The 12,973-nt window shown below is 56.7% G+C and carries 12 protein-coding genes; 3 read left to right on the top strand and 9 right to left on the bottom strand.

Translation table 11 applies throughout. From position 1 onward, the window contains the following. Positions 1-112: 112 nt before the first annotated feature. The 3 genes from K6118_RS03135 to K6118_RS03125 all read right to left on the bottom strand — a co-directional run bounded on the left by K6118_RS03135 (position 113) and on the right by K6118_RS03125 (position 3,406). Positions 113-1,324 carry a tyrosine-type recombinase/integrase gene (locus K6118_RS03135; RefSeq protein WP_247118765.1) on the bottom strand — a complete coding sequence of 404 codons (1,212 nt, stop codon included), beginning with the start codon at positions 1,322-1,324 and terminating at the stop codon, positions 113-115. Between the two features lie 471 nt (positions 1,325-1,795). Then, the gene (locus tag K6118_RS03130) at positions 1,796-2,722 is read right to left on the bottom strand and encodes a DMT family transporter (protein WP_247118764.1); all 927 of its coding nucleotides are present in this window, start codon (positions 2,720-2,722) and stop codon (positions 1,796-1,798) included. 48 nt (positions 2,723-2,770) lie between these two features. Continuing rightward, entirely contained in the window at positions 2,771-3,406 is a 636-nt protein-coding gene (locus K6118_RS03125; protein ID WP_247118763.1) for a nitroreductase family protein, read from the bottom strand. Positions 3,407-3,524: 118 nt separating this feature from the next. On the opposite strand from K6118_RS03125, the gene K6118_RS03120 reads away from it, so the two are divergent. Together K6118_RS03120 and K6118_RS03115 are read left to right on the top strand one after the other, a co-directional pair. Then, positions 3,525-4,418 carry a LysR family transcriptional regulator gene (locus K6118_RS03120; RefSeq protein ID WP_247118762.1) on the top strand — a complete coding sequence of 298 codons (894 nt, stop codon included), beginning with the start codon at positions 3,525-3,527 and terminating at the stop codon, positions 4,416-4,418. 169 nt (positions 4,419-4,587) lie between these two features. Next, positions 4,588-6,567 carry a bacteriohemerythrin gene (locus K6118_RS03115; RefSeq protein WP_247118761.1) on the top strand — a complete coding sequence of 660 codons (1,980 nt, stop codon included), beginning with the start codon at positions 4,588-4,590 and terminating at the stop codon, positions 6,565-6,567. 40 nt (positions 6,568-6,607) lie between these two features. Here K6118_RS03115 and K6118_RS03110 read toward each other — a convergent pair whose 3' ends face one another. The 5 genes from K6118_RS03110 to K6118_RS03090 all read right to left on the bottom strand — a co-directional run bounded on the left by K6118_RS03110 (position 6,608) and on the right by K6118_RS03090 (position 11,698). Next, positions 6,608-7,831, bottom strand: coding sequence for an ABC transporter permease (locus K6118_RS03110; protein WP_247118760.1), 1,224 nt, complete (start codon positions 7,829-7,831; stop codon positions 6,608-6,610). Next, entirely contained in the window at positions 7,828-8,529 is a 702-nt protein-coding gene (locus K6118_RS03105; protein WP_247118759.1) for an ABC transporter ATP-binding protein, read from the bottom strand. Before K6118_RS03105 ends, K6118_RS03110 begins: the two co-directional genes overlap by 4 nt. After that, entirely contained in the window at positions 8,526-9,734 is a 1,209-nt protein-coding gene (locus K6118_RS03100) for an efflux RND transporter periplasmic adaptor subunit (protein ID WP_247118758.1), read from the bottom strand. The genes K6118_RS03105 and K6118_RS03100 overlap by 4 nt, the downstream gene beginning before the upstream one ends. Before the next feature lie 4 nt (positions 9,735-9,738). Continuing rightward, positions 9,739-10,437: a YIP1 family protein gene (locus tag K6118_RS03095; protein WP_247118757.1), complete on the bottom strand. Its 699-nt coding sequence runs from the start codon at positions 10,435-10,437 to the stop codon at positions 9,739-9,741. Between the two features lie 208 nt (positions 10,438-10,645). Continuing rightward, positions 10,646-11,698 carry a DNA-binding transcriptional response regulator gene (locus K6118_RS03090; RefSeq protein ID WP_247118756.1) on the bottom strand — a complete coding sequence of 351 codons (1,053 nt, stop codon included), beginning with the start codon at positions 11,696-11,698 and terminating at the stop codon, positions 10,646-10,648. Positions 11,699-11,940: 242 nt separating this feature from the next. Between K6118_RS03090 and K6118_RS03085 the strand changes: the two genes are divergently transcribed. Then, positions 11,941-12,633 (top strand): response regulator, encoded by a 693-nt coding sequence (locus K6118_RS03085; protein WP_247118755.1) that lies wholly within the window; start codon positions 11,941-11,943, stop codon positions 12,631-12,633. On the opposite strand, the gene K6118_RS03080 is transcribed toward K6118_RS03085, so the two are convergent. After that, the coding region (locus K6118_RS03080; protein ID WP_247118754.1) for a sensor histidine kinase at positions 12,596-12,973 on the bottom strand (378 nt) is incomplete at its 5' end. The genes K6118_RS03085 and K6118_RS03080 overlap by 38 nt on opposite strands.

The raw sequence follows: 12,973 nt of genomic DNA, 5'->3' as shown, positions 1-12,973 counted from the left end.
GTTTGCATAATCTCTACGATAGGTTGCTTTGAATACATTCCGCAAGCCCAACCATGATCTAGCAGCCGGCATGGGAAGAAATTTTAGGCTCAACGGCTTTTAGGATTGGCATTCATCCAATTCTAGCTACCGCATCCGCCATTTTGTTGGGGGCCAAGTGGGCATACCTGAGTGTCATGCTGTAGTCGCTGTGCCCCAACAACTCCCTGATCGTATTGAGGTCTACCCCGGCCATCGCCAACTGCGAGGCGAAGTCATGGCGCATATCGTGCCAGCGAAAGGCCATGATATCGGCCTCATCCAACAGTCGTTCCCAACTGGAACTGACGTTATCGAACATGCCACCGCCCTTGCCCACGAAAATTAACTCCGCACCAGCGGCAGATTGCTTCCGCCAATCCGTCATAACGGCCAAGGCAACCGCGTTGAGCGGGACATGGCGGGTCCGCTTAGATTTCGCGTTGGTGCCCCTGACGGTCAGCAGCTTGTTTTTTAGGTCAATATCTGTCCGCCGGAGCGAGAAAAGCTCCCCGCGGCGCAGGCCCGTGTTCAAGGACAGCAGGATCATGGGCTTCAAATGGTCTGCAAACGTCACTTGTCTCAGGTCCGGCAGCAGGTCATAGCCTCGCTCCCGGCGCCAATGGTTGGCCGTGTCGCGCTCAGATCTCATCCGTTCTTCTCTGGCCTCCAGGGCTTCAAACAGCCGCTTTCGTTCCTGCTCATTCAGGAACCTGACCCGGCCGATCTTGTCCTCACGCGACTTCTTCAGCGCCTGAAGCGGGTTAGTTTCAATTAGTTTCCATTCCACAGCACGATTCAAAGCGGCCTTGACTGCGGAAATATCTCGATTGACCGTCGTATGCTTGACCCCGCCAGCCAAACGCTTGGTGCGCCACTTTTCCAGGTCGGAGAGCAGGATGTCGTCGAGCTTGTGGGCTAGGAGAAATGCGAACGTCGTTTTCAGCCGCTTGATCGTCGCCTCCCCCGAGGAAGTGTTTTCGATCAGCCACGGACCATAGTGCGCGTCCAGATATTCCTTGAAGGAAGACACCGCCTTGCGCCGCTTTCGCGCGGCAGCCGGGTCTTCTCCGTTTCTAGCCTCGGAAATAGCCGTGATCGCTGCTGTCCGCGCTTCCTCCACCGACAGATGACATGCCTTACCCAAGCTAATCCGGCGGCCTCTGCGAAATTCGCAGTAATAGCTTTTAGTGCCGCTGGGTTGGACACGCACGATCAACCCCTTAACCTGGGTGTCACGCACCTCGTAGGGTTTCGCCGCAGGCGCTAGCTGATCGACAACTTTGCGATTCAACCTTGAAAGCATGACCCTCTTTCCCCTGATAAGTGCATAGGCACAGGATCATCGTAAGTGACCTATAAGTGCAAATGGACGCCACTCCATGAAAACGCATGCTGCGCACCTCGTGACAACAAGTCAATTAATATACTGTTTTTATTTATATAATTTCACATCATGCACAGCATAGTAGTGCATGCAAAACGCCAAAAATATTTCTCCGAAGGCAGAGGCCAGAGGTTCGAATCCTCTCGGGTGCGCCATTTTTCCCTCTCCTGAAACCAGCTTGTCGTTTTAAAAGCTCGTCATAGACGCGTTAATTCCCCGACACTCGGATCGGGAATTAAGACAATAAAGGCGGAAGCGCAACGTCACGAGCTCACGTCAGGGACAGAGCGTGATGTTGATGATGGTCAGACCCAAATCTATTGCACAGGACCGCGTTATGGCTACCGGTGGCCATGGTGCCTCACAATCAAGCTAGCCAAATGATAGCCGTCATCTTGACTGTGTCGGCACATCGGAACGACTGGCTGTATTATGAAAGAGAAGTGCAATTGCTGTGATGACGAGCAAACTTCCTGGCACCCACTCAAAGCCAATGACTACGGGCCTGAGCAAGACCGTCGCCAACAACGAAATGCAAGGCACAAGATAATTATACGCTGTCACAGTACCTGGTGTGAGAGCCCCGGCTCCGCGCTGCAACAGCCAAAAGGTTGCACCGGTCGAACAGGCACCAAGGTAGGACAGAAGTAGCACGTCCCTTAATTCCAGACGGCTCAACAAAGCGAGCGGTTCCAAGAATAGCCCAGCGGCAGCGATCAGAAACGCCCCTGCGACCAAACTCCAGAACGCGCGCACAACAGAACTTGGCGATAGAATATGCCGCCCCAAGCCCCATTTCGATAGCACTGTGTATAGGGCGAGAGAGAAACACCCCAGGAAGAAGACGGCTTCGTCCCAACCAAACCGAATTTGCACATCACCACCATTATTTTGGGCAAGGGCCAAAACCACAGACCCGAAAGTTCCAAGCGCAAAGATCGCCAGAAGGCGGGGGGCCGGGGGCTCCACCCCCCATAGCCTGCCGAAAGCGTAGGCTAAAACAGGCACACTGACCGAAAGAGCCGCCATGGTAAGTCCAGTTACTCTGTGAGCGGCCCAGAACATTGCGCCAAAAAACGCGGCAAGACAAAGCCCCAGAATCGCATACAGAAGAATGCCCGACAGATGAGGTCGTCTATCCTTGCGGTGCCAGATCATTGGCAACATAGCAAGAGCCCCGATCATGAAACGCATGGCCGTCAGCAGCAGCGGCGGAAGTCCATGGCTTAAAAGGCCTACCGCCGGAAAGGATGTTCCGACGATCAACGCCCAAAGCAGCATGCCGATATGAGCATTGGTGGTGCTGTCGATTTTCATGGCTCTTCCTCTTTCAGAACGTTGCTGCGATTGCGTGCGACAGCGGTTTCAGACGGTTTCCAGAATTTGTGAGACCGGCAGCCTAGGCTTCTGCGGCCAATTTCCATCGCCTGAGGAACCAACGGCGACGAGAACGACGGGTATCTCATTGGCGGCAAGGCCGAACTCGGACATAACCGTCGACGGGTCAAATCCGACCATCGGACATGACACAAGCCCATAGGCTTCGGCCGCGAACATAAGAAAAGCGGCGCCAAGCGTTGCCGTGCGGATGGCTTCATCACGCTGACGTTGTGGATTGCCTCGAAAGTCTCGCTCCGCCGCCCTTGTCCAGGCAGCAGCCATTTCATGCGGCATGAAGCCCGCCTCGACACTGGGACGAAGGCGTTCCTCCAGGTCCATATGAGTGGGTAACTGGCCACAAACAATGACCGTAACCGCCGCCTCAGAAACTTTGGCTTGCCCATAGGAAGCAGCCTGAAGACGCGCTTTCGCGTCAGGAGACCTAACGGCAATGAAACGCCAATTCTGCAGATTGTAGGCCGATGGCGCGCATGTCGCGAGCCTGATCAGTTCCTCGACCTGATCATCGGACATGACCTTACCCGCATCGAAGTGGTTCGCCGAAATACGCGTTTCGAGTGCTGTGATGATTGGATTCTTCAATGGTTTCCCCTTCGACATCGGGCCTGTCCATTTTTCGGGCTAACAGGCCACCTTTGATGCGAAGGCTATTGATTTCCAGAAATTATGTAATACAAAATCAAGTACTAATACTAACAACCATGAGTGAACAATAAATATGGACCGGCTGCAGGCGATCCGGATATTCCGGCAAACAGTGGAGAAGGGGTCTTTCGCAGGAGCAGCCCGCGCATTAGGCCTTTCGCCTGCGGCCATCAGCAAAAATATCAGGGAGCTGGAAGCGGACCTGCAGGTACGACTGCTCAACCGCACCACACGCCGGATGAGCTTGACCGAAGCAGGCGCACGTTATTTCGAACAGATTACCCGTATTCTCGACGACCTTGCAGAAGCTGACCGGTCGCTCGGCCCCCTGCAGCGCAAGCCAAGTGGCCTTCTACGCGTGAGCGCGCCCCTGGCTTTTACTCTGACCCGCCTCTCGTACCCTATCGTGGCTTTCATGCGCCATTTCCCTGAGATAATGCTCGATCTGAAGCTGGAGGACCGAAAGGTTGACCTGGTCAAGGAAGGCATCGACCTCGCCATCCGTGGCAGTGACAACCTTGAGGATTCAAGCCTGGTCGCCCGCAAGCTGATGACTTTGCCCCACGTCGTCTGCGCCACACCCGACTATTTTGACCGCTTCGGCCGACCACAGAAACCGAAAGATTTACAGGCCCACAACTGCGTGCAGTTCACTCTTTCCGGCCATGCTCAAGAGTGGATTTTTGCACGAGATGGACAGACCGAGTGTGTACCCATCAGCGGCCGCTATAAGGTGACGACCAGTCTTGCGGTACGCGATGCACTGCTTGCCGGTTTTGGATTGAGCCTGATCCCCAAAATCTATGTGGACAGGGAAATCGCTGAAGGCCAGCTCGTGACGGTATTGAACGACTGGGCCTCCACCGAAACCTCAATTTACGCTGTTTACCCATCCCGCCAATATGTCCTGCCCAAAGTGCGTGCTTTCGTGGATTTCCTAGTCGATGAAACACGGGGAGAAAGATGAGAACCAAGATGGGTGCTCAACATGGCAAACAGCATTACTAGCCCCCGGAGAAACCACTCTACCGACCGCCCCCGACGATCTGCCCACCCAGACTTGTTTGTGCATAAAGCTGGAAATGTGTAGTCTGAAGCGGCGCTCAATGCCCTGAGCGCTTTGGGAAACAGACTATATGCCCATAAGCTTGAAAGAGATTTCCAGGTATTTCGCCCCCGTCGGCGCGATCATGCTCTTTACGGCCGCTCTTCTGTGGCTCGGCAAAGAAAATTTCCTCGTCTTCCATCTGCTCGCCGAACTCTTCCCGATCCTGATATCGCTCATGATGTTCGCCATCGCCTACAGCACGCGCGACCTGGGGGCGATCGGGTCTCTGCCGCTTATTGCCGTTGGCTATGTCTGGGTCGGCCTTCTCGATATGGCGCATGTCTTTACCTATAAAGGCATGAACCTGATAGCTGGCGCCGACGCCAATATGGCGACCCAGTTCTGGATAGCTGCACGGTTTCTCGAAGCTTGCATCCTGGCGGCTGTCCCCTGGTTCATCAGCCGCAAGCGCCCCTTCACGTCCCTCTATCTCAACCCGATCTTCCTTTTGAGCGCGATCGCCGCGCTGGCAACCGTGACCGCGATCGTAAAGGGCTATTTCCCGACCTGCTATATCCCCGGGGCTGGCCTGACCGCCTTCAAGGTCGTCACCGAATATATCGTGATCGTCATATGCCTGATCGCCGCCGCAGGCTTCATCACCATGCGCGCCCAATTCCGTAAAAGCGAATTTTCGCTCCTGATTCTCAGCGTTGCCTTGACCATCATCGCCGAATTTTGCTTCACGCAATATGTCAGCGTTTATGCGCTGTCGAACCAGCTGGGGCATATCTTCAAGATATATTCGTTTGCCTGCGTCTTTGCCGCCCTCATCCTGTCGAACATCAGGCACCCTTACGAACAGCTGCATCAAAGCAAGGACACGCTGGCAAAGGCCCTGACTGATGCCAAGAAAGCCAACCGGGCAAAGTCCGAATTTCTCGCCAGCATGAGCCATGAGCTCCGCACACCGCTCAATGCCGTTCTGGGCTATAACCAGCTGCTTCTGCTCGACCCGCAAAACAGCCTGTCGGAAAAGCAAAAGGAATATCTCGGCCATGTGGGCACCGCGGCCAATCACCTCCTCGAGCTGATCGTCGACCTGCTCGACCTCTCGAGAATTGAAGCCGACCGGGTTGTCATCTACCCGGAAAGCTTCCCGGCTGACCTGATCATCGACGAGACGGTCGCCCACGTCCGCCCCATGGCGGCTGGCAGGTCAGTGTCCATCGAGAAGGTGGCCGCCGATACCCCCGCACCACCGCAGCTTCACACCGACAAGACACGGTTCCGGCAGATTCTTTTGAACATCCTGACCAACGCCATCAAATATAATGTTGAAGGCGGCCGGGTTATCATTTCGCAAGAGCCGGCCGGTGAAGGCTACTGGCGGGTCAAGGTGACAGACACCGGCCCCGGTATCCCGCTTGAGCGCCAGACCGAGCTTTTCAAACTGTTCCACCGGGCGGTGGATAATGCCGAACATGCCGTTGACGGCCTCGGGATCGGCCTCGCCGTCTCCAAAAGCCTGGCTGAGCGTATGGGCGGCGATATCGATTTTGAGAGCGCGCCCGGGGAAGGCAGCTGCTTCTGGATCGATCTGCCGCTCGCGAGCAATAACAATGCCCTTGTCTGGACCGAATCGCTCTGTACGGGGATCGACCCCATCGACCGGGACCACCAGCTGATCTTCTCCATGGTCAACCGGGTTTCCCGGCACGACTGCCCGGATGAGGAACTATATAAGGTCCTGCAGGAGATGATTTCCTACACCGGCCACCATTTCAGGCGGGAAGAGGCCATCATGGAAGCCTGCGATTATCCGGACCAGGAAGACCACCAGCAGGCCCACCGTGCGCTGGAAACACAACTTAACGACCTTGCCAGAATGTATGACAAGACCGGAGACCGTCTGCATCTCTTGGCGCTGAAAAAATTCCTGAAGTCCTGGTGGGAGGAGCATATCCTGAAGGTCGACAAAACCCTGATCGACTATACCCGCGGCCGGGAGGCCGAGATCCGGAAAGCCCTTTCGGCCCAGGACCCCGCACCGCCCATGATGAAATAGGGCCGCACGCACGCCCGGGGCTGCCCCAAGGCCGGCGCCATCATTCGTAATGCAGCGCGACGATCGGGTCGAGGTTCGCGGCCTTCGAAGCCGGGACAATGCCGAACAGGATGCCGATGAGGCTTGAGAAGCCCAGGCTCAGGAGGATCGCCCATACCGGCACGACAATCTCCGGGATCGTCGGCACCAAGGCGCCCACCAGCGCGCCAAGGCCATAGCCGATGGCAATGCCGATCACGCCGCCAAGCAGGCACAGGATCACCGCCTCCGCCAGGAACTGGATAAGGATATCCGCCCGGGTGGCCCCCAGTGCCTTGCAGATGCCGATCTCCCGCGTGCGTTCGGTCACGCTGACCAGCATGATATTCATGATACCGATGCCGCCGACCACAAGCGAAATCCCGACAATCGCCGCGACCACATAGGTCATGGCATCGAGTATGCTTTCAAAACGCTCCTTGATCTGTTCGGATGTTTCGATGCGGAAGTCGTCCGTATCGCGTTTGCCGATATGGTGCCGCTTGCGCAACAACCGGCTGACCTGGTCATGCACCCGCGGGACCTCATCGACATTTTTGACCCGGATCATAAACTGCATATTCTCGGACGCCTTGTCCCGGAGGAGCGCCACGGCGGTCTGGAACGGCATGATCAGCATATTATCCTGGCTGAAACCGAGCGTGCTGTCCTGCTGCTCCATCTCGCCGACCACCTTGTACCATTGGCCGTTGAATTCGACATATTCACCCGCAGGGTCGGCCGGCAGCTTGAGGTCCTTGCGGATATCGGCACCAAGCACCACCACCCGGCGGCGGTAGGTGTCATCGCTCGGGATCAGGAAGCGGCCCTTCTGGGGGTAGAAATTGTTGAGCTCATCATAGCCCGCGACGGTGCCGATATAATATTGCAGGCTCGTCTGCTCGCCCTTGTAGCGGAGCTGGCCGGGCGCCTGGAACACCACCGGGATGATCATGTCGATGCCGTCAACCGCGCGGGATATGGCTTCATAGTCGGAGATCGTGAGCCGCGCGCGCTTGCCGACAATACGTTCCTTGAACGGCACATAGGGTTTGATGAGCAGCGTGTTGCTGCCCATGTTTTCGAACTGTTTGGTGATACTGTCGGTGAAACCCTGCATCACCGACACCACGGTGATCACCGACGCAACCCCGACGATGATGCCAAGCGTGGTGAGGATGCTGCGCAGCAAATTGGCCTTGAGCGCAGAAAGCGCGAGCGCGAGGCTTTCAAGGTAGCGGTTCATGCGGCCCCTCCCTTACTGCCCGTGTCGCCAACAATCCGACCGTCGGAGATGGTGATAACGCGGCGGCAATGGTCGGCGATTTCCGGTTCATGCGTGACGATAATGATCGTCTGCCCGCTCTCAATCAGCTTATCGAAAAGCGCCATGATCTCTGCCGTGGTCGACGAATCCAGGTTACCGGTCGGCTCATCCGCCAGGATGATCGCCGGATTGGTCACCAGCGCCCGGGCGATGGCAACACGCTGACGCTGGCCACCCGAAAGCTGGTTCGGCAAATGGCCTTCCCGCTTTTCAAGCCCCACCTGTTTGAGCGCCGCCATGGCGCGCTCCCGCCGCTCATGCCGGGACATGCCCGCATAGATAAGCGGTTGGATGACATTCTGGAGCGCGGTCGCCCGCGGCAGCAGGTTGAAGCTTTGGAAGATGAAGCCGATTTCCTTGTTGCGGACAGCGGACAGTTCGCTGTCGCTGAGGCCCTCGACCTCGGTGTCGTTGAGCCGGTACAGACCGCCCGAAGGCCGGTCGAGACAGCCAAGGATGTTCATCAGGGTCGACTTGCCGGAGCCCGAGGCGCCGATGACCGCAACATACTCATTCCGGAAGATGGACAGGTCGACGCCATCGAGCGCGCGAATGGTCTCATCGCCCATCTGGTAATGCCGGGAGACGCCCTCAAGCCTGATGATTTCGGCTGTCATTCGGCTCTCACTTCTACGGCGCTATCATCCTCGCCCTCGGCCTTCTTTGCTTCTTCCGGCTTCACGCTCTCGCCGTCATGCAGTGCCTTGAGTTTGCGGTAGGGGCCGGTCACCACCTTTTCCCCCGCCTTGAGGCCGCTTTTCACTTCCATCAGCGTATCTGTCTGGATACCGGGGGTGATCACCTGCTTCTTGGCGATACCGTCCTTAACGGTGAAGACATAGGATTTGGCGGCGGCGGCGTCATCCGCCTTTTCTTCCAAAACCGCTTCGACCGGCACGGTCATCGCGTTTTCCACCACCTTGGTGAAAATCTCGGCCCGGCAATTGATGGCGAGCCGCTTGAAGCTTGTGCCGCCGGTATCGACCAGCAGTTTGACAAGGAAGCTGTTCCGCTTGCTCGCATCTTCCCGCGCGGTGGTGGCGATGCTGACGACCTTGCCGTCATAGGCCTTGCCGGGTGCCGATGCCATGGTGATCTTGGCGTTTTGGCCAAGTGCTACGGGCAGGATATCCGCCTCTTCGACCTCAACCTCCGCCATGACGGCCGACGGGTCGCTCACATCCATGAGGCTGGAGCCGATGATGTTGGTTGTCCCCGCAACCACGGTTTCGCCGACCTTGACATTGAGCGCGGTGACAATGCCGTCAATCGGTGACTTGATCACGGTTTTATGGAGACGGTCATCCGCGCTTGAAAGCGTCGCCTTCGCCTGCTGCAGGTCCTGGCGCCGCGCTTCCAGGTCGAGCTTCGCCATCTCGGTATCACGGCTGGCCTGTTCGTAGGCCTGCTCGTTCACATGGCCATCCTCAAACAGGGCCTTCTGGCGCTTGAGCTCCCGCTGCAGCTGCTTGAGATAGACTTCCTGACGTTCGATGCCGATGGTGCGGGTTTCCACCAGCGCTTTCGCCTGGGCGACATCCGCCTCGAAAAGCTCGGGGCTGATGATCGCAAGGGTATCCCCCGCTTTCACATGGTCGCCTTCCTCGACGAAAATCTTGGTGATGCGGCCGGTGACCTCGGTCCTCAGCTTGATGTTTTCACGGAAGTTCACCTTGCCGGACGCCATGACCGAGGCCGCGACACGGCCCTTCGACACAGCTTCCATCCGGACGGCGACAGCTTCCCCGCCATGGCGCTTGGCAACCACCGCCATCACGACGATACCGATGATGATGGCGGCAAAAATCAGGATTTTACGCATCGACCTACCCGAACGCCGAGATAGCCATGACCCCAAAAACTACAATGTAAGGGGCTGCTGCAATGATGAGCGATCTCACAAACGTACGGTTCGTCCACACCTGAAGACCAACGGCCATGAGGGCAATCGACCAAAGCGTGAAAGGGGTAAGACTATCCATCAACGTTGCCCCAGGTTGACCGATCGGAATATGAGTGAAAAGAGCATTCACGCTGAAAAACTGCAGGTCGTTTGGAGAAACCATCTGCGGGTTTGCCGCGAGTGCAAAATTGACCATAACCGCGATCGAGGCAAGAACTGCAGGCATCGTTGACCAGATCACAAGCTTGAACCAAGCACCATATTTCCTGTCATCCGGGCTCGATGTCTTCGCCACCAGGAACAAATACAGTGCTAAGATCGCCAACATGATTAGGATCATAATAGTCGGAAGTACACTCCCCTGTATCATCAAGATGGTACGAGTCACGTGCGCGCGGGCATCATCCGGGATGTCCGGTTTCACAGCCAAGATCACATGGTCGAAATACCAACCAACATCGATAGTAGAGAAATAATAGACCTGCATCAGTAGCGCCGCGCCAAGCACCAAAAAGAGCGGCAGAAGCGTCCAGCCCTTCTGGCCGTCGGCCGCGCGGAAAACCTTTTTCGGATCAACGAAAATATCGGCGAGCGCCGACACAACAGAAGCAGACTTATCCATAATATCCCCCCGGATAATTTATTAGCCCGACGTGGGCCGGGTAATAGATGATGTGAGATACTAAACTAGAAACTCGACGGGCACCGACTAATCTTTGGGTTAGCAACAGGAGAGTTCAAAGACAGATTCGTCCCTGATTAAAGACATAGGGACGACACCCTGCCAGTACAACCCTGAGGTGGTGGAAAGGAAGGTCCCCGCGCAAAACTTACGCGGCGTGCCCAAACGTGTTCAAAGGACTTGCGGAAACCCGTTCCTTATAAACCGACCAGGAAAGGCAAGAGAAAGCATCGTCATATGGCATGTCTTCTTCCGGGACCAGGCTCCAGAAAATATCGCCGCACCGGTTCGCTGGGAATAGAAGGTGGGCGATACGGTCTTCCAGCAATCTGCCGTCTTCAACCTTGTCGAAGAAATCCCAGGCGATCAGGTCACCACGGCGCAAACCGTCGCTCATTTCCCCCGGACCAGCCTGGTCCTCGACAAAATCGGCCAGGCCCTTGAGGCCATCCAGGTCCGACACCAGGCACACCCGGCTTTTGCCACTGTCATCACGCAACAGATAGCCGCCGGACCGGCTGTGATAATAATATTCGCGGAAGGGGAACTGGCTGTGAATTTCAGCCATGAGTTCGGATAGCTGGCCCCCGTCCGGACCGGCATTCGCGGCCCCGAGCGCAACCCTGAACGGCGCCAGCCGTTCCGCAAAATAGGCGCGGTGCAGCGCCTCGATCATCGCCTTGATCTTGATAAGGGCCTGGGGGTCCCTTTTCGACACGAAGCGGTCCATGACGCCACTGTTGAAGGCCTCGATCGTCTGGTCGGCATCTTCCATCTGCCCGGTCAGCAGGATGGTCTTGATCCCGGTATTCTTGAGGGCCTTACAGAAATCAAGACCCCGCATCCCCGGCATGACCTCATCGACCACGGCCACCGAAATGATGCGGTACCTGTCATCATAAACGGCCAGGTCATGCAGCCTTGACGACTTTAGAAGCACCATCTGGTCGCCGATCGCGGTGCCCGCGCCCTCGGCCAGATAACCGTGGTCCGCAAACAGGTTGAAGGCGTTATCGGCAAACGCACAGGCGCCATCGACACATTCGAGCGCCTTCATCGGTGAGGAATAACCGAGGACGGCGTGCTTATCCCCCAGGACCACCCTGAGGGACCGCACGAAATCCTCATCATCATCCAGAAGGAGCGTGCTGCAGGGATGATAAAACGGTATTTCCGGATCAAAAGGGTTGGTCGTACACATAAATCCCGGCCTCTTTCTAAAAATGCACCCTGTGTCTGTTTAGTCTGGCCAATGGGTGTAGATTTCTTGCTATAATTGAACTCTATGATTTCCGATTGTACAGCGCTTTGTAAAGTGGAAATCTTAGGAACATGCTGTTCCGGCTTAACGTTACGTTTTTTACCGACCGTATCCGTCTCTCCGGTAGGCATAATTCGCGAACAGCAACAGAAGAACGCTGCAAAAATAGGATGCCGCAGTTTATGGCCGGGCCCAAAACCGATCCGAATATGGCGATGCCCTCACCAGGCGAATCAGAGCTTCAGCCCAATACCAGGGAAGAAGCCGCCCGGCTGTTGCACGACCTGAGCACCCCGCTCCTGACCTTGCGGGCGGTCGCCACACGTATTCCTGACGAAGGTAGCACGGCAGGTCTTCAACAAGAAATAGACACCCTGTTGAACCGGATCAGCGACCGGCTCGACAGTTTCTGGCAACAAACCAGCGGCAGCCCCGCCCGGCGCAGTACAGCCGACACCCCCTTGAAGGACGCCCGCGCAAGCCAGGTGCCCTTGCATATCTTGCTCGTGGATGACGATGATATCCACCGGGATATCGGCGTCCGGCTGCTGACCAAACTCGGCCATACCGTAACGCCGTGCGACAATATCAACGATACCGCCAGCCTTTGCGCCGAAACCCGCTTCGACATGATCCTGATGGATCAGCATGGTCCCGGGCTTTTAGGGTCGGACGTTGCGCGCCGTTTTCTGACGGAGATGCCCTCCGTGGCGCCCCGCTGGATCATCGGTATGTCAAGCGACCCGCGGCACAGTGAGATGCGCGCGCGCTGCCTGGCGGCGGGGATGCAGGATTATCTGGAAAAACCGATTACGCTGGAAAAGCTGGAGACCGCCCTCAGCCACGCTTTCCACCAACAAGCTTCGGCCGATTAGACTTGGCTTCGCTGATATTGGTGACCTTTTCCTCAATCGGGAGAGAGAAGGTAAATTCGGTGCCGACGCCTTCCTCGCTGGTGACGACGATGGTGCCGCCATGGGCGTCGACAATGCGACGGACAACACCGAGCCCAACACCCGTGCCGCCTTCAGACCGCCGGGTGCTTTCAAGACCTTGCCAGATGCGCGCCAGACGCGCCTGAGGAATACCCCGGCCATTGTCCTGCACACAACAGCCGACACGGCCCTCATCCGCCCAGGTCCAGACACGGACCTGATGCTCGGGCTTGTCCTGGGCCGCAAAGGCGTTCGACAGGAGGTTCGAGAACAGAAGCTC

The sequence above is a fragment of the Kordiimonas marina genome (assembly GCF_023006325.1).
GTDB lineage: Bacteria > Pseudomonadota > Alphaproteobacteria > Sphingomonadales > Kordiimonadaceae > Kordiimonas > Kordiimonas marina.
Note: the sequence above shows the minus strand (reverse complement) of the source record. Positions and strands in the feature narration are given on the sequence as shown.

Coding starts and splice junctions, on each gene's coding strand:
- K6118_RS03100 (WP_247118758.1), bottom strand. CDS start 9,734: ATGCGTAAAATCCTGATTTTTGCCGCCATCATCATCGGTATCGTCGTG.
- K6118_RS03115 (WP_247118761.1), top strand. CDS start 4,588: ATGCCCATAAGCTTGAAAGAGATTTCCAGGTATTTCGCCCCCGTCGGC.
- K6118_RS03130 (WP_247118764.1), bottom strand. CDS start 2,722: ATGAAAATCGACAGCACCACCAATGCTCATATCGGCATGCTGCTTTGG.
- K6118_RS03105 (WP_247118759.1), bottom strand. CDS start 8,529: ATGACAGCCGAAATCATCAGGCTTGAGGGCGTCTCCCGGCATTACCAG.
- K6118_RS03125 (WP_247118763.1), bottom strand. CDS start 3,406: ATGTCGAAGGGGAAACCATTGAAGAATCCAATCATCACAGCACTCGAA.
- K6118_RS03090 (WP_247118756.1), bottom strand. CDS start 11,698: ATGTGTACGACCAACCCTTTTGATCCGGAAATACCGTTTTATCATCCC.
- K6118_RS03085 (WP_247118755.1), top strand. CDS start 11,941: ATGGCCGGGCCCAAAACCGATCCGAATATGGCGATGCCCTCACCAGGC.
- K6118_RS03110 (WP_247118760.1), bottom strand. CDS start 7,831: ATGAACCGCTACCTTGAAAGCCTCGCGCTCGCGCTTTCTGCGCTCAAG.
- K6118_RS03095 (WP_247118757.1), bottom strand. CDS start 10,437: ATGGATAAGTCTGCTTCTGTTGTGTCGGCGCTCGCCGATATTTTCGTT.
- K6118_RS03120 (WP_247118762.1), top strand. CDS start 3,525: ATGGACCGGCTGCAGGCGATCCGGATATTCCGGCAAACAGTGGAGAAG.
- K6118_RS03135 (WP_247118765.1), bottom strand. CDS start 1,324: ATGCTTTCAAGGTTGAATCGCAAAGTTGTCGATCAGCTAGCGCCTGCG.